Source organism: Herbaspirillum sp. VT-16-41, assembly GCF_001994935.1.
Lineage (GTDB): Bacteria > Pseudomonadota > Gammaproteobacteria > Burkholderiales > Burkholderiaceae_D > Herbaspirillum > Herbaspirillum frisingense.
Map to the genome: position 1 here is coordinate 1 of NZ_MUXB01000095.1, position 19653 is coordinate 19653.

The following is a 19653-nucleotide window of genomic DNA, read 5'->3' on the forward strand; positions in this document are numbered from 1 at the left end:
TCGCCCACCTTCGTCGCTCTGTTTTTCAACTTCGCTTCGTGTGTCGCGTCAGCAGGGGGCGAACTATAGCAACGCCCCTCCACACCACGCAAGCACTTTTTGAAAAATATTCGAAAATAATTTGCCAAGGCGACGTATTTGACGTTGAATCAGATGGCGAAGAGCTCTCCACACGTCATATGTTGAGCCGCATCGGCCCCGCTCTGGGCGGGTAGCCATCCACAGGCAAACTTGAAATCGCGCGACGTCTTTGCGGCTCCCTGCAGGTCGACATCAGCAAGAACCGCGATCTGCTGGGCTGGACGCCCAGAACGACAGTCGACGCCGCATTCCAGAAAACGGTCGACGCCTATCGCCGCGCCTGACCATCTTTCAGCAACCCGTCCAGCAGGGAAAGCGTCCGGCCAGTTGCGCCCTGGTGACGCTGCGCAAATTCCTTTGCGGAATGCGACCTTTGATCCATACGCGTGTGGTCGGACACGAGTTCTTTCCACTGACGCAGCAATGCATCTGCATTCTCTACGCGCGCTGCTGCGTGCTCGGCAATGGCATCCTCGGTAATGCGCTGAAAATTGAAAGTGTGCGGGCCGATCAACACCGGCCTACCCAAGGCCAGCGCCTCGATCAGGTTCTGCCCACCGAGCGGCAAGAGGCTGCCACCGATGAATGCGACATCACAAAGCGCATAGTAGGCAAACATCTCCCCCATGGAATCACCCAGCAGTACATCCACATCCTGCAAGCGGATGTCCTGCTGCAGTGTGGACCGCCGCTGCAGGCGCAGGCCACGGGCACTGATCATGTCGGCGACCTGATCGAATCGCTGAGGGTGACGGGGCACGATGACCGTCAGCCAGTCACCCCGTCCTTCGCGAGCCAACGCGTCAAGGATCAGGGCTTCTTCGCCTTCCCGGGTACTGGCGCATAACAGTACCTTGCGCAGTCCGACCTGGGCTTTCCACTCCAGGCCCCGGGCAACCACGGCATCAGGTGGCTCAACGTCGAACTTGAGGCTCCCCGTCACGACGACCTGACGCGCTCCGAAGGCGCGCAGACGCTGCGCATCCGCGTCCGATTGCGCCGCGACTACACTGATGGCCTCAGCTGCCGGCTTCAACAAGGCGGCAAAACGCAACCCACGCCGCAACGAACGCTCCGACAGACGGGCATTGGCCAGCATCACGGGAACGTGGTAACGACGGCATTGGGCGATCAGGCTGGGCCAGACCTCGGTTTCCATCAGCACACAGACAGCTGGTCGAAAATGTCGTAGAAACCGGGCGCACATCCATCCAATGTCATACGGCAGGAAGCTTTGCAGGACACGCCCGCCATGCTTGCCGTAGACCTGGGCGCCGGTAGCGCGACCGGTGGCCGTCATGCAGGTCAGCAGGATGGAATGCTGGGGATATTGCTGCAACAGAGAATCGATAAGCGGCTCTGCAGCGCGGGTCTCGCCGACCGACACCGCGTGCACCCAGATGAAACGCGCCTGCGGATCAGGCAGGCGCGCATAAAAGCCGAGACGCTCGCTCACATGGGCCCGGTAACCGGGCTCCTTGCGGCCACGCCACCAGAGGCGCAGCAGCACCAGCGGCAGCAGCAGCCACCAGATCAGGGAATACAGCAACCGCATCTCAGACCAAAGGATGGCCGGCCAGGCGCGTCAGGATGGCCAGAGGGCTGGATTGCGGATCGTATTGCTGTTCCGGTGCCAGGTGCAGGGTCTGCTCCATCATGTATTGCCCCGACATGACTGCGTGAGATGCCTGATCCGAAAAGCAGATCCAGACCGAGCCTGCGGCGAAGGGCATGGTTACCTGCTGGGCATCCTGCTGGTATTGCATGTCGCCCTTCATGCCGTCGTGCAGCTGAAGCATCATGTGGTCGTACTCGCTGCGCAAGGACTTCGTCACGCGCAAGGCCTTCAATAATTTCGCCTGCCAGGCAACATAAGGCTTGGCACGAGGCAGAAAGCGCCTGGCCACCGTTTCAAAAGGCTCGCCCACGCGCCAGACACGCGGCACGCCTTCCGGGTTGATATTGGTAAAGACGCGCAGGATACGTTCGCCATAGTTCGGCCGCGACGGGAAAGCGTCGACGTGCATGCGGCGGTCGTCAGCACGCCAGGACTGGGCACGGGTTTCCACCTGCATCGGTCGATAGCTGGTAGGTGCTACGCGCAGGGCGTCACGATACTTGGGCAAGAGCGTATGCACCAAAGACAGAGCCTGCTCGCGAAAGCGTCCCACCATCGCCGCCAACGCCAGTTGTTGCTCCGTACCACCGGCGGCGCCCTTGATATGCCCCCGCGCGTCCAGGCTGATATTGCGGGACTTCGGGGCACGCACGGCCGGATCAAGCAGCACCTGCTCGGATTGCATCAACTGGAAGGCCAAGTGCGGGAAATACAGCACCTTGCCGGCTTCCAGCGCGGTGATCCATTCCTGATTGGTGTTGTCGACCCGCCATTCGGTCAGGCCGATCTCGATAATTTGCGATTCCATGGCGCGTATTATGCCCGCAAGCGTCAACGCCGTGTGGCGATGCAGGCGCGTCAGCAGGCCGCAAAACCCCGCCGCAAGCGGCCCTACGATCCGGTTCAACAGTTTGCCGCCGGGTTTTGATCTGTTTCAATGATCCGGGTCGATGCCCTGACCGGGCGGCAGCCCTCAGTCCAGCAAACCCAGCGCGGCGGACAGTACGGCCTCCTCGGCCGGTGGCGCGCCCAGATCACCCAGGTTGACGATGTGAGGCGACCAGTTGCCTTCGGTTTTCCAACGCGGGGAATCGCAGTAAAGCTCAACTGTGGGCTTGCCATACGCGGCAGCAATGTGGGTCAGACCGGTATCCAGGCCGATCACCAGCCTGGCCTGCTGCACCAGCGACACCGCCTGCATCAGCGGCAGCGCCGGCAATACGACGGCACCCGGGATGCCCGCTGCCAGTTGCTGCGCAGCCGCCTGTTCCCGGGTGCTACCCCAAGGCAGCAACACCGGCAGGCCGCGAGCTGCCAGGTCCTGCCCCAGCCTGATCCATTGCGCCGGCGGCCATTGCTTGGCTGCACGTGCGGTGCCGTGGAAGAAGACGGCATATGGGGTTTCGGGCATCCAGGGCCAGCGTGACGGTTGGGGCGCCTGCAGGGCGAAATCGGGCTCACCCTCGACCTGATAGCCCAATGCACCGGCAGCCACCAGGCGCGCCCGCATGACGGCGTGGGTGCGCCGACCGACTGCGATACTCTGGTCGTGGAAGATCCGGGAAAGCGGCTCGTAGCCCGAGCCCTCGGTAGCATTGGCCAGGCCCACCCGGCGCCCATGATCGGCCAGTCGCGCCATGCGCATGACTACGCTGGTCTTGAGCAGGCCCTGGGTATCAAAGACCACATCGTAGCGCTCGGCCTGCAACTGGCGCCGGAAAGCCGCGATCTCGGCGCGGGTGGCGGCAGAGAACAAGGTCTTGCGCCAGCGACGCAAGGCGATCGGAATCACAGTGTGGACATGAGGATTGAGGCGGACGAGACTCGTATAGGCCTCTTCCACGACCCAGTCGATCTGTGCGGCGGGGAAATGACGACGGATGTCCGCGACCATCGGCATGTTGTGGACGACGTCTCCCAGGGAGGAAACGCGGACGATTAGGATTTTCAAGGCTGGCCCACTCTGACTGAACTTAACTGTGGGCCAGCATCTTACCTCATCAGGCCGTCAGAACGGCAGCGCGACGTCGGGACGAGCCGCCAGGATGACCTTGCGGAACTCACCCTGGATGCGCGCCAGTGCTTCCGCGGTCTCTGCCTCGAAGCGCAGCACCACTACTGGCGTGGTATTGGAAGAGCGTGCCAGACCGAAGCCATCGGCATATTCCACGCGCAGACCGTCGATGGTGATGATGTCCTGGGCGCCTTCGAACTTGGCATCGCTTTGCAGCTTGCCGATCAAGGCCACATTCTCGCCTTCCTGCAGCTTCAGCTGCAGTTCCGGGGTGCTGACCGACTGGGGCAACGCATTGAGAACGGCCGACGGGTCGCTCTGGCGCGCCATCAGTTCCAGCATCCGCACGCCGGCATAGAGACCGTCGTCGAAACCGAACCAGCGGTCCTTGAAGAAGATGTGACCGCTCATCTCGCCGCCCAGGGGCGCGCCCGTTTCACGCAACTTGGCCTTGACCAGCGAGTGACCGGTCTTCCACATCAACGGCTGACCGCCGCGCGCGCTGATCCAGGGTGCCAGATGACGGGTGCACTTGACGTCATAGAGGATCTGCTTGCCCGGATTGCGGGTCAGCACGTCCTCAGCGAAGAGCATCAGCTGACGATCCGGGTAGATGATCTGACCATCCTTGGTCACCAGTCCCAGGCGGTCGCCGTCTCCATCGAAGGCCAGGCCGAGCTCATTATCGGTTTCCTGCAGGCAACGGATGAGATCCTGCAGGTTTTCCGGGTGCGCCGGATCGGGGTGGTGATTGGGGAAGTTGCCATCGACCTCACAGAACAATTCAGTCACTTCGCAACCGAGTGCACGGTAAAGCTCGCCGGCGAAAGCGCCAGCCACGCCGTTGCCGCAATCGACGGCAATCTTCAGCGGGCGCGCCAGCTTGACGTCCGAGATCATGCGGGCGATGTAGGCATCCTTGATGTCGTGGGTGCTGTAGCTGCCGGCGCCTTGCGGGAAATCACCCTTGACGATGGCGTGATAGAGACCCTGAATGGTCTCGCCATGGATGGCCTCGCCGGCCAGCACCATCTTGAAACCGTTGTAGTCGGGCGGGTTGTGGCTGCCCGTGACCATGATGCCCGATTGCGTATCCAGCACATGGGTACCGAAATAGACCATCGGGGTGGCGACCATGCCCAGATCGATCACGTTCACACCCACCGACTGCAGGCCCTTGGCCAGCGCAGCGGCCAGTGCAGGACCGGACAAACGACCGTCACGGCCGATCACGACCTTCTTCTGCCCCTTGGCCAGCGCGGCGGCGCCGAAGGCCTGACCGATCTGATAGGCGACCTGGTCGTCCAGGGTTTTGTCGATGATGCCGCGGATGTCGTAGGCTTTGAAGATGGAATGGGATAGAGGGCTCATTATGTCTTGGCTACCGGTCAGTAAAATTAGTGAAGGGGAAAGTGGAACTATTCTTGTGCTGCGGCCAAATGTACCCAATCAACGATCTCGGTGGAACACTCATATCCTGAAACCAATGAACTGAGAATACGACGAATCTCGCTCACCTCATTGAAATTGGCGGCATCGAACAATTTAAGCAGTGAGGCTTGCAGTTCATCCCAGGCCAGGAAGTCCTCGTGGGCCTTCATGATTCGAGGATGCACGGTCTGCTGAGTGCTTTCTCCAATCAGCAATTCTTCATAAAGCTTTTCACCGGGCCGCAATCCAGTAATCTGAATCTCGATATCGCCTGGAATGTCACCCGGCTTCTCTTTGACCGTCATTCCGGATAACTCGATGACCCGGCGTGCCAAATCCATGATTTTCACGGGCTCGCCCATATCCAGAACAAACACCTCGCCGCCTTCGGCCATTGCTGCTGCCTGTACGACCAATTGAGCTGCTTCGGGAATCGTCATGAAATAACGAGTGACTTCCGGATCTGTCACTGTGACAGGACCACCATCCCTGATTTGCTGACGGAACAATGGAACCACAGATCCCGACGATCCCAGGACGTTCCCAAAACGAACCATGGAGAATCGCGTACGATTGATTTGGCCGGCACTATCTTGCTGACCGATCTGAAAAAAAGGCTGTGGACACGCCGATAGAGCCTGCAGAGTCATCTCTGCCAGCCTTTTACTTGCCCCCATGATATTGGTTGGCCTGACCGCCTTGTCTGTACTAATCAAAACAAAATCGGCCACCGCCTCCTCTACTGCAGCGCGCGCCAGTTGATAAGTACCCCATACATTGTTACGTATTCCTTCGACCGGATTATGCTCGACCATCGGAACATGCTTATAGGCGGCCGCGTGATAGAGGGTACGCGGGTGCCAAGTTCTGCAAATCTCTTTCATACGCGCGTAGTCCCTCACGTTTCCGAGAAGAGGAACTAGCTCTACATTGAAGCTATGAAGCTTGGCTCGCTTCAGTAACTCTTCATGAATTGCATACAAGCTGAACTCATTATGGTCCAGCAACAGCAGGCAGCTAGGTCTTGCGTCAAGAACCTGTCGACAAAGTTCGCTGCCAATGCTGCCACCAGCCCCGGTAACCAAAACCACCTTCTCGGTAATATTTCGGCTAATCAACGTCCAATTCGGTGGAACCGGATCACGGCCGAGTAAATCGGCGATGTCCAGCTCCCTGATATCGGAAACGGTGAGGCGGCCATGGACGATGTCGGTAAGGTCAGGCAGAGATCGCACGTGTACTTGGAATCGCCGAAGGTTGGCGAGGATTTGGTTTCGCCGATCCCGGCCGATGGCAGGCAAGGCCAATAGCACATCTGTGACGCCGTAGGAAGCAATGAGATCTTCCAAGTCGCCCGGAAGATAGACACGCTTGCCATTGATGGTCTTGCCCTCAAGCTGTGGGTCGTCATCCAAAAAAGCGACGATGGCGCGCGGCTTTTTTTGCTGAAGGGCAACTGCCACTTGCGCTCCGGCATCACCAGCACCATAAATCACGATTCGGGAGTGATCATCGTGCCGCTCAGGGCTGATACGGTTTAGCCAGAGCCGCGCAGCAACACGGCTCGCACCGATAAGGAAGAGCAGCAGAAGCGGCTGCAGGAGGCCGACCGAACGTGGCACTCCGGGGAAATTCAGCCAGAGCAGCACGCAGAAAAAACACAATCCGTAGGTAAAAATACCGCGGGCCAGCGCAAACAGAGCGGCCATCCCGGTAAAACGGAAAATTGCTCGATAGAAACCTTGCCTGACAAAAATGGGAAACGCCAATAACGGTGCAATCTGATACGCATGCCACTGGTACCCCTGAGGCCAGTGCCAAGTGTCCAGTCGGAGAGAAAACGCTAACCAGGTGGCTAACACCGACATCACAATATCAGCCGCGATGACGATTCCCTGCTTGATGTTCTTGGGCAGGCGGATGACGTGACTCTGCATATGAAACAAACTCTGGGATTATTAACGGAATCTGCGGGCAGGATACTCGCCGACAAATGGATGCTTAACGTTCTATTTCACCTTGAGTAAGGCTTTGCGGCCCCACACTGCCATCACACCAACGATGCCGCCGATGGCCAACCCTATGAAGAGGAACAAAGGCTTTCTCGGCTCAACAGGTCGTGATGTCACCGACACTGGAGAAACAAGCTTAGCGTCATGGCTCCTTAGAAGACCGCTTTCAAGCCTCGCGATTTCGTCGGACAACTTGACCAGATTATCGCGATAGGAAAGATAGACGGTCTGATACAGGCCCGTACTCTCCATTTTCGCCATAAATTCCTTGGTGTCCTGCAGATCCTTACGCATCTTTCCGAGCTTGCTCTTGAGGTCGGCATCAAAGGGTTGAGCCAGCAGGTCCTGCTGCGCATGAACCATCGCAAAAAGAGCTTCAGCGCAGGATTTGGCGACTTCCTGAGTGGGCCTTCTTATCGAAATATCCACCACATTCGTCAGTGACTTAGGGGCTTTAGCCGATACGATTGCTGCGAGCTTTTCTTTCGCGTCCGGATTATCCAGCAGGCCACATTTGGCCGCGATCTCCCCGGAGTAGGCGGAGGGCTGGCGTAACCGCTCGATAACCAGTGCGGGCAACTCGACGCTGTTGACCCGACCATCGGTGCTGGTAACCTGCCCCATTTCAATCAAGACGCTAGCCTCGTATTTTGGAGGCATTAGAACAGCGATGCCATAGGCTCCAACCGCGCCGAGAATGATGGCTGCACCGATGATCTTCCATCCATCTTTTACGAACTGGATGATATCCACTAGACGGATCTCATCATCTTGCTTCTTTACCATTTCGACCATGTTTATATCCTTACATCCTGAAGAAATTCGTTCCAGAAAGCGTCAGTGGGCTACACCATCACGTCGTACTACCTTGATGGCGGTCAAAAATATGATGTACAAATCAAACATAAACGACCGCCTTTCTAAATACTCGGTATCCAAACGAACCTTCTCTGGAATCGGCAAATCATCACGCCCGTTGACCTGTGCCCATCCAGTCAGACCGGGCAGCAGCTGATCTACACCGTATTCTGATCTCTTCTGAATCAGATCGTGTTGATTGAACAACGCCGGGCGCGGACCAACGAAACTCATCTCTCCTCGAAAAATACTCCATAACTGCGGCAACTCATCGAGGCTGCTACGTCGCAGCAAGGAACCTATTGGCGTCAGATGGGAATCCGGATCCGCCAGCAAATGCGTGGCGACAGCGGGTGTGCCAATTTTCATGCTACGAAACTTGGGCATTCTGAAAACCCTATTGCGCCGCCCAATCCTGTCAGACCAATAGAGGATGGGACCAGGCGAAGTCAGGCGGACCAATATCGCGATAACCATTAGTGGGAGCAACAAAGGCACTCCGACAATGGTCGCTAGGCAAAGATCAAAAAGTCGTTTCATTCTTTAAGCTCACGAGCTTGCTTCATTCAGTTGCATATAGGCCGCAGCCGTATCTCGCAGACCTGCTTCCAAACCAACCGGAGGGTGCCAATTCAATAGCGTCTTAGCCTTGCTGATATCCACCTGTAAGGAGGACAGCAGTCGTGTTGAAAGATCGCTCTTGCCCAGCATCCTAGCGCCGAACTGCAACATGCTGGCGGGCAAGGGGACGAGTCGGGCGGGCTTACCGATGGCAGCGCCCAGGAGTCGCAACAATTCGCTCGTCGATACATCCTGCCCGTCACCCGCCAGGAAAACTTGGCCGGCGGCATCGGCATGACTGATGCAGACAGTGATGAGATCTGCAAGATTGGTGATCCCCACCAATGAGCGCTTGTTATGCACAGCGCCCAGCGGCAAGGGAATACCCTTATTCAGCCAATCCAGCATCACACGAAAGTTCCCTGGCGCGCCAGGGCCGTAAATCAATGGAGGTCTGATAACGACGAGCTCCATACCACCCATGCTGCAGAGTTGAAACAGTCCCTGCTCCGCTTCCCATTTTGAAATAGCGTAATCGCTGGCAGGCGACGGTGTATCGAGCTCGCTGAATGAACGACCCAAGGTAGAGGTTCCGTTTACTCCAATCGAACTGAGAAAGACAAAACGTTTTACTCCGACGCTTTGAGCGGCATCTCCCAACCGCAGCGTAGCATCTGTATTGACGGCACGAAATGCACTTAACGGATCATCAGAGCACTCTTTCAAGATATGCGCCCGGGCCGCAAGGTGAATCACAACATCGACACCAGATAAGAGAGCCGACCATTCAACTGGAGCATCGATATCGCCAATCACACACAATTCGTCAACATCACCTCTGCTCAAGCCATTGCTGGCGCGGATAATGGCCCTGACGAAATTCCCTTCCTCCTTCAGTCGCCGGCACAATGCTTTACCGACGAATCCATTTGCCCCCGTGATTGCGATCCGCTTCATCGCTCCACCGCGACTTGAGCCGGACGTGTGATGAATTGCTTTGCCCGGGACACCAACTTGCGCGCCGCGAACAGCAACAGATTGGACGGAAGCCCATGCTGTCGCAAGGCATTGAGAATCTCACGATTCTGCTTAAGGACATTGGCAAGATTCTTGTTGGTCGTGCCACCCATCCTCATCTTCACCATAACGCCTTCGATATACTTGGCACTAATCGAATATTTCTCCAGAAACCTCATCATGAGCTCAACATCCGCAGCGATACGATAGTCGAGGTCGAAACATCCATAACGTTGATAGACCGCCTTCTTGACGAAGAAGGTTGGGTGAGGCGGGCACCACCCAAAGGAAAACATGCCTCTGCGAAATGGAGACGAACGCCAATATCGAACGATGGAAGCGGTGTCTTCGGAGCTCACATAGCACAAATCACCGTAGACCGCGTCCAGCTCATTTTGCTCGAAAGCATCAGCGACTTTCTGCAATACTTCATGGTGCGCATACATATCATCCGCATTGATAAAACCGATGACATCGCCGTTTGCCAACGCAATGCCCTTGTTCATTGCATCGTAGATACCCTTGTCGGGCTCCGAAACTAGCTGAGTAATATCAGACCGGTGCTCGGTAATTCGTTGTAAGGTCTTATCCGTCGACTTGCCGTCGACGATGATGTACTCCACTTCACCATAGGTCTGTGCGGCTACGGAGCGGATAGTATCTGTGATCGTGTTCTCGTTGTTGAACACCACCGTAATGATCGAAAACTTAGGTTTGAACTTGGCGTAAGACATGATGATTTTTTTCGCAACGTTGGATCAATTCAGCATTAACAAATCGCGTCGCGTGGCGTCTAGATTTTTTATAAGAACGTGCGCGAATTGATCCTGCCCCCAGACCTTCGCGTGATCCAGTCCGGCAACACGTAATTGCTCACATAGTTGATCGTCGGCCCACAGCAACTCAATCGTTCTTTCGATATCATCGCTAGACAGTGGGTCAAACAACAGAGCCGCGCCCTTCGCCTGTTCGGGCATGGCATAGATATTTGACACTGCCGCGGGACATCCACACGCGAATGCTTCGAGCGGCGGGATATTCGTCGGGCCAAAAAAGGTCGGCATTACCAGCGCCCGTGCACGCCGATAGAAGCCGGATAAATAGGCGTCCGGCACGAAACCGGGAAACATTACGCGCTCGGCTATTCCCAGTGTTTTAGCGTGAGCTTTCACCTGTTCATATTGATGTCCGTGACCGCCAGCGAAGACTAGGTGTACATCAGCATGTCTTGTCGCGACCCGTGCGGCAGCATCAAGCAATCGCCGATGGTTCTTGTGTTCCCAAAACTGGGCTGGATAGAAAAGAAACTTGGACGGCAATCGGTATTTCTGATCGAAATCGGTGGGTTCAGGCAAAGTAATGTAAGCCGGTGCGATGTAGGGCAGCACGAAAATCTTCTCGGCATCGCCACCATAAGACTCGATGACGTGCTCCTTCCCCAACTGGGAATCGACCAGCACCGCGCTGGCATGTCTTACCAGATTGCCGAAGCGGTGCTCACGAATCTTGAAACGGCCACTTTCCGACACTTCAGGAAAACGCGATTCATAGCGGTGCATAAGATCATGAACCGTTCCAATTGCGGGGAAGGGAATCTGATAAGTCAGCGCATCCTGTGCCGGAAAAATCCACATATCGCAGTGCAGCGACCGCAAGACACGCGTAACGGGATTGAGTGATGACAGCTTTTTGCAAAGCCAGGCAGGCACTCTCGCAACAAGCAGCAGAGTGGACAGCCGGAGGCCAGCCTGTCCAGCCGCCACCCGAGAAGCGCGGTACGGATACTTAGCCAGGATCGGCTCCCACAGAGCCTCCACATAAGCTATCTCAACCCTCGCGCCAGACGCGGCATATTGCCTCAAGGCCTCAAGCAGGGACTGCGCATATTGAAACATACCTCCCGAGGAAGGAGATATGCCCAGAAAAACACCCACAGATTTCATTTGGTCAGCACCGCACAAACACCCCAGGACTTTTCAGATGCCGCTTTGGATGTCATCCATTCGAACGAAGATACGAATTTCAGACCAGCATCCCGCGCGAGCATCTCAATCTCAGTCAAAAAGAGATAACGCATGCGATGCGTCTCGCTGAGTTCCTCTACCTGCGCCGTCTTCTTGTCACGGATAAAAATGTCGTAATGTACGTCGACTTGATTGGCGATCAAGTCGATCGTGGGCGAAGCCACCCGCGTCACGACAATCTCCTCAGATTCCATCCGTTTGACGCGTACTGACGGCCGCTCGGTCAATACCGCCGGACCGTGCCAGAAATCGAAAATGAAAACACCACCCGCTTCGAGATGTTCGGCCGCATTCTGGAACATAGCCCGCAACTCGTCATTGCTCGCTTGGTAACTGACGACGTGGAACAAAGACAGTACGATGTCAAATGTATGGCCCGCTTTGTAGGTCCGCACATTACCCACATCGAATGTGAGCCGCTCGCTGACCGGCAAGCTTTCAGTACGGTGCCTCGCGGTAGCCAGCATCTCCTCGCTCAAATCAATCCCGTGAATCGAGTAACCTCGTAGCGCCAGTCGTTCGGCGTGGATTCCCGTACCACAGCCTAATTCGAGAATGCGGGAGCCTGAAGGAGCGTACTGCTGCAACAGGGAGGCGATAAACTCCACCTCCGCCGCATAGTCCTTGTCGCGATAAAGTAAGTCGTAATAACGAGCGTAAGCACCGAAAACACTCATCGCAGAATCTCCTTAACTTTCTCGGCGACTTCTGTCATCTGAGCTTCATTCAAAGCCATGCCGCTGGGGATATAGAATCCGCGTTCGCCAATGCGCTCCGCGACTGGGTAGCGTTCGTCCTTGAACAAACCCAAATTCCGCAGTACCGGCTGCCGATGCATGGGATAGAAGAAGGGACGGCACCCCACCCCCTTCTCGGACAGCCTTCGCATGGCCTCGACGGCATCAAAATCGACATTGTCGTTCAATACCAAGCCAAATACCCAATAGATATTCTCCGCGTACTCGGTTCGCGCAAGTGGTAACTGAATTCCAGGCACATCGGATAGCAATCGGGTATAAATCGCCCCCATACGTCGCTTGCGGGCGACGAACTCGTCGAGACGTTCCAACTGCGCCACACCCAAAGCTGCTTGCATGTTGGTCATACGCATGTTCCAGCCGAGGCGCTCATGTACGAAACGACGTGGTGGTTCGAAACAAAGATTGCGCAAGGACCGTAGTTGCTTGGCCGTCTCCTCGTCATCGGTGAGCAGCATTCCCCCTTCGCCGGTAGTAATATGCTTATTGGGATAGAAGCTGAATACGCTAATATCGCCGAAACTACCGCAGGGCTTGCCCCGGTAGGTTTGGCCATGCATCTCGGCAGCATCCTCAATGACCTGCAGTCCATTCTGGCGGGCCAGATCCAGAAGCGGGCCCACGTCGGCAGGCAATCCGTAGATATGTACGATCATCAACGCCTTCGTACGAGGGCCAACTTTCGCTCGCACTTGATCAATTTGCATATTCCAGGTATCCGGATCGCTATCGACCAGCACTGGTACAGCCCCGCGGCGGACTATCTGGCCGATGCAAGAAATGATGGTAAATGTCGGAAGGATGACCTCATCTCCTGGCTGCAGGTCCAATGCCTCGACGGCCAGTTCCAGGGCAGCTGTGCCGTTGCATACGGCAATGCCGAACTTTCGCCCCATTCTGGATGCGAATTGCTCCTCAAACTGCTTAATGAACGGCCCCTCCGACGATATCCATCCTGTCTCTATGCATTCCGCGAGGTACTTCTTCTCATTACCATCAAGCAACGGTTCGTTAACGGGGATCATTGCTGCTCCTCAATCCATTTGATCTGATCTTGTTCAATCGGAGAAAACCGGGTCTTGTCCTGCTCTCCCGCATACGGCCCCTGCTTGACCTCAATGATCTCCGCTTCTTCGATGACAGAGAAGCCATGGCCTCCATAGGCCAAGAGGATGACGTCGCCAGCATGAAGCTCTGTACTTTCAAGGTACTCCTGAGCTTCGTTATAGAAATCTACCCTCAGCTTGCCCGACTTAATGAAGAGCACTTCTTTGGTATATTGGACTTCGCGTTTGACTGGATTGTGAACATGTGGAGCGATGACATAGCCGGTCGGTCGCTTCATGTAAGCCAATTGCTGTGAAAAGTCATTCGGAGTGAAAAATTCGATGCCGTCTTTCTGGTACTGCGTGCGAATGATAATCGCAAGCGTCATCGAACCCTGGGTTATGTGTTGAATCATTTTCTGTCCATAACAACTATTACAATTTTAGAGATGCAGGAAATAAGCTCTGCCGCAAATGCAAAGAGATCAAACTGACTCAACCAAACGCTCGAATTCCTTCCACTGACGGTGCTTCGGATAAGCATTCTCCATTGTTCTGCGCCCTGATTCAGCCATTGCTCGCCAGCTATCATAATCGGCCAGGATGGATTCGATTTTATCCAACGCATCGTCCGCGTCACGATACGTCGCGAAATCTCTACCCTCTTTCATGGAATCGGGATAAATACCGCTATCAGACAACATGATGGCACCGCATCCCATTGCCTCCCAACACCTCATATTGCCTCGGTACTCACTAGCCATATCGATGGCCGCATTGACGACAATCTTGGCGCTGCCGAACAGTTCGTATAGTGCGCGCCCAAAAACAGGCGGATAGGTCACACTACGCAGCGCTGCATCGATGGCAAGTTTCGGGAACGCCTGCCGAAAAAGAAAATTATGATTGACCAGCCGCGCGGCCTTTCCAAGGAGAAAATGGAAGCGGACATCGTAACGATCTCCGAGCGCCGAAATACGCTTTAGCAAGTCATTGCGTTTGACATGATGACGGCTATATCCCCCCGCAAAAGCGATATCCACACGCCGTTCACTTCCAATCGCATATTGGGATGCAACCGGGTCATGCGCAGGCTCAAACCACGCCGTCTTTAGCCCTAGGCGTTGCCATTGATCTAATAGGCCCTGGAAATTGCAAACACAGCGGTCATGCAAACTGAGATCTGCATTCTTGATCGGCGAGGCAATCCAACATAACTTGACCTTGACCGAGGCGGGTAAACGGCGAAGGAACTTGGAGTCAAAAGCGATGGGACCGTGATTATAGAAGACATCTGTACGATGCTCCTCAATCTGTGCCAAAAGTATTTCAGTGTCCGATGCAGTCGACGGCATACCTTTTTCGTTCGCCCACGCTCGCTGCGTATGAGCATCATCGGGGACGGATATAAACGCCCACTCCTCTTCCTGATCGATAGGATCAAGAATGTGAGACGAGAGAAAACGGTCTGAAAGCAGGTGCCTTCTCAGCTCAATGAAATTCGCTTGCACAGGCCAACCATATTTGCCGGCAAAGTATTGGAGATAGGCCGCACCAAACGGCATGAGTTGAAACAAGCGCATCAGTTGGCTCCGGTCGTGCTGGGGTGAACAGTGGATGCTTCGCTGTTCCAGAGCGCAACACAAAGCACAAGGATAAGGAATCCCCCTGTCAACAAAGTTGTAAACCAAGAAGAATTGGCCAGGTTAACCAAACTTGGCACTGCTACGACACACATCAGCCGAACGTTGCGTGCCGGCACCACCATATCAAAAAATCGGAGGCATATGCCGACCACCGCGCCGATGAACACGACCCCAAGCAGCCCCGCCGCCGCCAGGCCGTCGGTTGCGAAAAAGTTTGCGTTGGCGTTCATGTCCAAGCCCATGAATTCACCGATCACTTGACCAATCTGCATGGAATATGGGTATCCGAAAAGTCGGCCGAGGACATTGATGTGCGAATAGAGAGTGACCGCACTTTGGGCAAAGAAGTCGTAGTACACCCCTGTCAGGGCACCGACCATCCCAACTATCCGCATATAGACAAGGGCCATGAAGTTCTCATATAGAACCGAGTCATCTGCAGAATAGAATAACCCGAGCAACACCGGCCCGGCCATCATCGCCAGACAAAAGAGCGCCACATTCAGTGCACGCGGTCGCTCACCGCGAAACACCAGAAAGTACATCAGCGGAATAACGCCAATGGACAAGAGCACGGACTTGAGAGCAAAGGTTGCATAGATGAAAATCTGCCCACCTACCCCAAGTACCAGCAGCCGGTGGCGTCGATGCACCAGCCCAACCCCAATGAGGAACGGATTGAATGCCCCGGAAAGAACGCCGGTGGCATAACCGACGTAGGTTCCATCAGCCGCGATATCGGCCTGAGCGCGCTGACCGTAAACGTCAGTAATGTCCGCCAGCGACAAAGAGTCACGGAATACGTAAAAAACGTATAGAACCAGCGCTATGTAGGCCAACATGAACAGACGTAAAAACCAACGACGGGAAACGCGTATGTCCAAATGGCCCGAAGAAGCACCAGAGCAAATGAAAAGCAGCAACATGCCGAGAAAAAGGGCAGTCGACAGTAACAGCGTGTCGTCACGATATGCCTGCAGCACTGGATACAACAATGCGGGTACGAAAATGAAGAAATAAACAAACCAGACGACAAACACAGACAGTCGACGCAAGAAAAGCGGAAACATCATCGCTGGAATCATCGCCAGAACGAAGCAATAAAGCAACGCCGGCACGCTGTAGTCACCCAAGGGAAATCCGAGATAATCCCAACGTCGTAGCTCGAATACGTAGATGTAGTAGAGGCACACAAAGTACAGTGCCGACGCTAATACGACGCCAACTCTGATTTTAGAGATAGTGATATCGACTAGTGATATTGAGGATACCTGACGGTCGATCATGGTTTGCCTTCCATTTGCGGAGACAGAATCCGGTACGACAAGATGATATGAACAAGATAGAGAACTGAAGAGATTCCAGAGTAGAGCGTCACTGTTACCAATGAACTCAGATGAGTCTGAATAACACACAGCCACATCAGCGCAAGCACCGCCAGGCGACCAATATCCCACGCAAGTTGCCATCCTTGACAACCCATGATGACCAGAGTCATGTTGAAGGGCGTGGTAATGAACGTGATGTAGTAGAGAGGGGCCAGAACTTGCACGAAGCGCCCGGCAGTAGCCCAATCGGGTCCAAGAATCCAAACGGCGAGCGTCGGGCCCGCCACCACACAGATCAGCATCGGCAAAAGGCCTGCCATGGCGTTGAACCGCGCGATACTCAGCAGTTTTGCCTGCGGATCACCTTCGCTCGTGCGATTGGCAAGCAGGGACATGAAGGCCTGCGACTGAGCCGTTGCCAAGACTGTCACAGGCACCCCCAGAGCACGGTCGATCAGCGCGAAATTGCCCGCATCGCCTGCTTGAAATACCGCAAGCAGCATTACGCTGGTAAAGGAGCTTCCCAAAACATTGATCAATGCACTAGGCATGGAAAGCATGGGCAAATGCCGGTAAGCATGGCAAGCGACAAAGGTCCGGCGGCCGACACCTGGCAACTCGCGGATGAATGCCGCCACCTCCCCCCTGAGAGCAAACCAGAGGAGCGCAGCTCGGCCTCCTGCATCCGCGAGGACCAGTCCGAGAGTCGTCGGTTTAGTGATCACGCCAGCAGCAATGCTAACTATCGCGTAGGTACCTGACTGAGCTATTTTCCCTCGCGCAATGAGCGGCAAGGCCTTCAGGCGCAAGCACAAGTTGTTCAATACCTGGCCCAAGCCAGAAAGCATCAGCAGCAGAGGTATCAGAAAGACGTAGGCGCCGAACTTGGCGATGATGCCTGGCATAACAAACCACAGTATGGACACCACTGCCAAGGCCAGCACACTCGTCACAAAACATAAGGCAAGGCAAGCCCTGACAAGGTGACGCAACTGGTGCGGCTTGGCCGACAAAATGGCGATTTCGAATCGCAACGAAGCGCCGACCAAGAGTAGCGTTACAACGGCTAGAAGCGACTGCAGCATGCCAAAGTCATCAGGGGAGTAAATTCGCGACATGACTGGCAACGCAAGGAATGCTATACCTTGCGCAACAATCGCTCCTTTGAGCATGACCGCGGTGTTCTTGGCAAATTGAGACACGATGTCAGGAACCCAGCCGCTGCCGAACCACTTGGACGAAATCCGACGGGATAGGCTCATTGAAATCGACCTCGGGCTCCATTTCAACACCGGTTCCACTGTTCAACACATGGATCTGGCGCTGACCTGGAAAACAGATCCGCGGTACCTGCCCGAGGAAACAACCCCAGATACTGAAACCGGAGCCGGAGGAAATCATGGCCGTCGCCTGCGCGATGGATAGAAGATCGGTTATTGCTGCTTGTAGGGGGGCTCTCTTCACTCCCGTTAAACGCAGCACTGGCTCAAGATCCGAGTCAGCACCATCTGAATAAACCACAGCAGGAACATCCTGACCCAGGGCAGACCGCAGCTGGTCTAGCATCTCTGCGTACCACAGCACGGGCAGACGAGTATTTTTCACACCGTCGCGGATAGACGCGTCATTGGGCGCGACGCTGAAATCACCCAAACGGATATGAATCGCTATGTGGTCCCCTTCGATAATTCGGTCGGGAAGGAATCGAGGCTTTGTCATTTTTTGCAAAGCCTCGAGTAGCTCTGCAGAATGGGCAGCGACCTCATGGAAGTGCTGCTCAAAATTACCTGTGACCAGGTTTTCGAAGACCACCAACTGCCGCTTGCTCCTGTCCGGCTCTACTGAATACGAGACATCTACAGCCCTTACCTTAGGCAAGGTCGCCAGCAGCCAGCAGCGGTGCAGGCCAGTGATGTAATCCTCAAATCTGAAAAAGCGATGATATTCGCGCTTATCTCGCTCACGGCGCAGATAGGGACCGACCCGCAAGTGGTTCCAGTTTGGTGCCAGCATTGGAACGGCGTGCTGACGACACCAGATTTCACACCTGGCCCAAGCCAGGAGGCTGTGTGCTAAACCAAAGCGGCCAACCAGCGGCAGTCCATAAGTATTCGATTCACTCATCTGGAGGGAAGGATTAGAGAGCAGTAGCGCAGAATTCAGCGACACAATCAATTACATACTGCTGCTGCTCGCCTGTCAGCTCCGGGAAGATGGGGAGCGACAAACAACTTTCCTGCAGCGCATAGGCATTCGGGAAGTCTTCCTTTTTATGACCGAAACGCTGGTAGGCTGGCAGGAAGGGCAGTGAAACCGGATAGTTAATGACTGTCTGCACTCCCTTTTCCGAAAGGAACTTCGCCAGTTCGTTTCGGCGGGCATGACGTACTACATAAAGATGGAACACATGCTCTCGGCCTTCGCCAACGACTGGGAGCGTCAGACCCGGGATATTTCTGAGCTTTTCCTGATAGACCGCAGCCACACGTTGACGCGCCTTGGTCCACTGCTCAAGCCGGGGTAGCTTGACTTCCAGAATGGCGGCCTGCAATCCATCCAGACGGCTATTGATGCCCTCAATCTGATGATCGCCTTTTCGGACGCCGCCGTGACGGGCAAACATCGTCATATGATGCGCCAATGCGGAATCGGAGGTCACCACTGCGCCTGCATCGCCCATCGCGCCAAGGTTCTTGCCAGGATAGAAGGAGAAGCTGCCCGCAGCGCCAAACGTTCCGACGGTTTGCCCTTCGAACTTCGCCAGATGGGCCTGGGCGCAATCTTCAAGGACCCAAAGACCATGCTTCTGTGCCAGCGCCATGATCGCCCCCATGTCAGCCGGCTGTCCGTACAGGTGGACAGGAATGATGCCGACGGTACGGTCGGTGATCCTTTGTTCGATACTGACCGGGTCGATGGTATAGGTGATCGGATCCACGTCACAGAAGATAGGGATACCACCCGCCTGGGTTACCGTCTCACTAGTAGAAATCCACGACATGGCGGGCACGAGGACCTCATCTCCGTCCTTCAGTTGCAACGCTGTCATTGCGATATAGAGCGAGTCAGTACCGTTGGCGCAGGACACGCAATGGGCGGAACCAATGAGATTGCCAAAGTCACGTTCAAAACTCTCGACGTGACTACCTCGGATAAAGGAAGAATTCTTGATCACGTCAGCAATGGCGGTATCAATACCGGACTTGATCGTCAGATACTGCGCATGCAGATCCACAAAAGGGATGGATGTATTTTTCAT

Annotated in this window: 19 protein-coding genes; 1 reads left to right on the forward strand and 18 read right to left on the reverse strand. The window is 55.1% G+C overall.

Features of this window, described 5'->3' with window-relative positions:
* On the forward strand, positions 1 to 215 hold a 215-nt coding region (locus BTM36_RS28935; protein WP_254426955.1), incomplete at its 5' end, for a hypothetical protein.
* A 134-nt stretch (positions 216 to 349) separates the two neighbouring features.
* Here the strand turns inward: BTM36_RS28935 and waaA are convergent.
* The 18 genes from waaA to BTM36_RS07020 form a co-directional block, all read right to left on the reverse strand.
* Entirely contained in the window at positions 350 to 1636 is a 1287-nt protein-coding gene (gene waaA / locus BTM36_RS06935) for a lipid IV(A) 3-deoxy-D-manno-octulosonic acid transferase (RefSeq protein ID WP_077235693.1), read from the reverse strand.
* Position 1637: 1 nt separating this feature from the next.
* Positions 1638 to 2507, reverse strand: coding sequence for a Kdo hydroxylase family protein (locus tag BTM36_RS06940; protein ID WP_077235694.1), 870 nt, complete (start codon positions 2505 to 2507; stop codon positions 1638 to 1640).
* A gap of 165 nt (positions 2508 to 2672) precedes the next feature.
* Entirely contained in the window at positions 2673 to 3650 is a 978-nt protein-coding gene (gene waaC, locus BTM36_RS06945; RefSeq protein WP_077235695.1) for a lipopolysaccharide heptosyltransferase I, read from the reverse strand.
* A gap of 57 nt (positions 3651 to 3707) precedes the next feature.
* Positions 3708 to 5084, reverse strand: coding sequence for a phosphomannomutase/phosphoglucomutase (locus BTM36_RS06950; RefSeq protein WP_077235696.1), 1377 nt, complete (start codon positions 5082 to 5084; stop codon positions 3708 to 3710).
* A gap of 47 nt (positions 5085 to 5131) precedes the next feature.
* Positions 5132 to 7081 (reverse strand): nucleoside-diphosphate sugar epimerase/dehydratase, encoded by a 1950-nt coding sequence (locus tag BTM36_RS06955; protein ID WP_254426956.1) that lies wholly within the window; start codon positions 7079 to 7081, stop codon positions 5132 to 5134.
* Positions 7082 to 7153: 72 nt separating this feature from the next.
* Positions 7154 to 7951 (reverse strand): Wzz/FepE/Etk N-terminal domain-containing protein, encoded by a 798-nt coding sequence (locus BTM36_RS06960; protein ID WP_077235697.1) that lies wholly within the window; start codon positions 7949 to 7951, stop codon positions 7154 to 7156.
* A 42-nt stretch (positions 7952 to 7993) separates the two neighbouring features.
* Positions 7994 to 8554, reverse strand: coding sequence for a sugar transferase (locus BTM36_RS06965; RefSeq protein ID WP_077235698.1), 561 nt, complete (start codon positions 8552 to 8554; stop codon positions 7994 to 7996).
* 9 nt (positions 8555 to 8563) lie between these two features.
* Entirely contained in the window at positions 8564 to 9532 is a 969-nt protein-coding gene (locus BTM36_RS06970) for an SDR family oxidoreductase (RefSeq protein ID WP_077235699.1), read from the reverse strand.
* Positions 9529 to 10326 carry a glycosyltransferase family 2 protein gene (locus BTM36_RS06975; RefSeq protein WP_077235700.1) on the reverse strand — a complete coding sequence of 266 codons (798 nt, stop codon included), beginning with the start codon at positions 10324 to 10326 and terminating at the stop codon, positions 9529 to 9531. Before BTM36_RS06975 ends, BTM36_RS06970 begins: the two co-directional genes overlap by 4 nt.
* Positions 10327 to 10350: 24 nt before the next feature.
* A complete protein-coding gene (locus tag BTM36_RS06980) occupies positions 10351 to 11535 on the reverse strand; it encodes a glycosyltransferase family 1 protein (protein ID WP_077235701.1) in 1185 nt (394 codons plus the stop codon).
* Positions 11532 to 12293, reverse strand: coding sequence for a class I SAM-dependent methyltransferase (locus BTM36_RS06985; RefSeq protein ID WP_077235702.1), 762 nt, complete (start codon positions 12291 to 12293; stop codon positions 11532 to 11534). Before BTM36_RS06985 ends, BTM36_RS06980 begins: the two co-directional genes overlap by 4 nt.
* On the reverse strand, positions 12290 to 13399 hold the full coding sequence (locus BTM36_RS06990) for a DegT/DnrJ/EryC1/StrS aminotransferase family protein (RefSeq protein ID WP_077235703.1): 1110 nt from the start codon (positions 13397 to 13399) through the stop codon (positions 12290 to 12292). The genes BTM36_RS06985 and BTM36_RS06990 overlap by 4 nt, the downstream gene beginning before the upstream one ends.
* Positions 13396 to 13836 (reverse strand): hypothetical protein, encoded by a 441-nt coding sequence (locus BTM36_RS28940; RefSeq protein ID WP_077235704.1) that lies wholly within the window; start codon positions 13834 to 13836, stop codon positions 13396 to 13398. Before BTM36_RS28940 ends, BTM36_RS06990 begins: the two co-directional genes overlap by 4 nt.
* Before the next feature lie 69 nt (positions 13837 to 13905).
* Positions 13906 to 15003 carry a glycosyltransferase gene (locus BTM36_RS07000; protein ID WP_077235705.1) on the reverse strand — a complete coding sequence of 366 codons (1098 nt, stop codon included), beginning with the start codon at positions 15001 to 15003 and terminating at the stop codon, positions 13906 to 13908.
* Positions 15003 to 16352, reverse strand: coding sequence for a hypothetical protein (locus BTM36_RS07005; protein ID WP_077235706.1), 1350 nt, complete (start codon positions 16350 to 16352; stop codon positions 15003 to 15005). Before BTM36_RS07005 ends, BTM36_RS07000 begins: the two co-directional genes overlap by 1 nt.
* A complete protein-coding gene (locus BTM36_RS07010; protein WP_077235707.1) occupies positions 16349 to 17656 on the reverse strand; it encodes a lipopolysaccharide biosynthesis protein in 1308 nt (435 codons plus the stop codon). Before BTM36_RS07010 ends, BTM36_RS07005 begins: the two co-directional genes overlap by 4 nt.
* Entirely contained in the window at positions 17601 to 18569 is a 969-nt protein-coding gene (locus BTM36_RS07015; RefSeq protein ID WP_139347096.1) for a hypothetical protein, read from the reverse strand. The genes BTM36_RS07010 and BTM36_RS07015 overlap by 56 nt, the downstream gene beginning before the upstream one ends.
* A complete protein-coding gene (locus tag BTM36_RS07020; RefSeq protein ID WP_077235709.1) occupies positions 18532 to 19653 on the reverse strand; it encodes a DegT/DnrJ/EryC1/StrS aminotransferase family protein in 1122 nt (373 codons plus the stop codon). Before BTM36_RS07020 ends, BTM36_RS07015 begins: the two co-directional genes overlap by 38 nt.

What these genes read in the sequence shown, in the direction of transcription:
- BTM36_RS06990 (WP_077235703.1), bottom strand. Translation starts at nt 13,399, where the DNA reads ATGATCCCCGTTAACGAACCGTTGCTTGATGGTAATGAGAAGAAGTAC.
- BTM36_RS06940 (WP_077235694.1), bottom strand. Translation starts at nt 2,507, where the DNA reads ATGGAATCGCAAATTATCGAGATCGGCCTGACCGAATGGCGGGTCGAC.
- BTM36_RS06985 (WP_077235702.1), bottom strand. Translation starts at nt 12,293, where the DNA reads ATGAGTGTTTTCGGTGCTTACGCTCGTTATTACGACTTACTTTATCGC.
- BTM36_RS07020 (WP_077235709.1), bottom strand. Translation starts at nt 19,653, where the DNA reads ATGAAAAATACATCCATCCCTTTTGTGGATCTGCATGCGCAGTATCTG.
- BTM36_RS06975 (WP_077235700.1), bottom strand. Translation starts at nt 10,326, where the DNA reads ATGTCTTACGCCAAGTTCAAACCTAAGTTTTCGATCATTACGGTGGTG.
- BTM36_RS07010 (WP_077235707.1), bottom strand. Translation starts at nt 17,656, where the DNA reads ATGAGCCTATCCCGTCGGATTTCGTCCAAGTGGTTCGGCAGCGGCTGG.
- waaA (WP_077235693.1), bottom strand. Translation starts at nt 1,636, where the DNA reads ATGCGGTTGCTGTATTCCCTGATCTGGTGGCTGCTGCTGCCGCTGGTG.
- BTM36_RS06950 (WP_077235696.1), bottom strand. Translation starts at nt 5,084, where the DNA reads ATGAGCCCTCTATCCCATTCCATCTTCAAAGCCTACGACATCCGCGGC.
- BTM36_RS06965 (WP_077235698.1), bottom strand. Translation starts at nt 8,554, where the DNA reads ATGAAACGACTTTTTGATCTTTGCCTAGCGACCATTGTCGGAGTGCCT.
- BTM36_RS06955 (WP_254426956.1), bottom strand. Translation starts at nt 7,081, where the DNA reads ATGCAGAGTCACGTCATCCGCCTGCCCAAGAACATCAAGCAGGGAATC.
- BTM36_RS28940 (WP_077235704.1), bottom strand. Translation starts at nt 13,836, where the DNA reads ATGATTCAACACATAACCCAGGGTTCGATGACGCTTGCGATTATCATT.
- BTM36_RS06980 (WP_077235701.1), bottom strand. Translation starts at nt 11,535, where the DNA reads ATGAAATCTGTGGGTGTTTTTCTGGGCATATCTCCTTCCTCGGGAGGT.
- BTM36_RS06960 (WP_077235697.1), bottom strand. Translation starts at nt 7,951, where the DNA reads ATGGTCGAAATGGTAAAGAAGCAAGATGATGAGATCCGTCTAGTGGAT.
- BTM36_RS07005 (WP_077235706.1), bottom strand. Translation starts at nt 16,352, where the DNA reads ATGATCGACCGTCAGGTATCCTCAATATCACTAGTCGATATCACTATC.
- BTM36_RS07000 (WP_077235705.1), bottom strand. Translation starts at nt 15,003, where the DNA reads ATGCGCTTGTTTCAACTCATGCCGTTTGGTGCGGCCTATCTCCAATAC.
- BTM36_RS06970 (WP_077235699.1), bottom strand. Translation starts at nt 9,532, where the DNA reads ATGAAGCGGATCGCAATCACGGGGGCAAATGGATTCGTCGGTAAAGCA.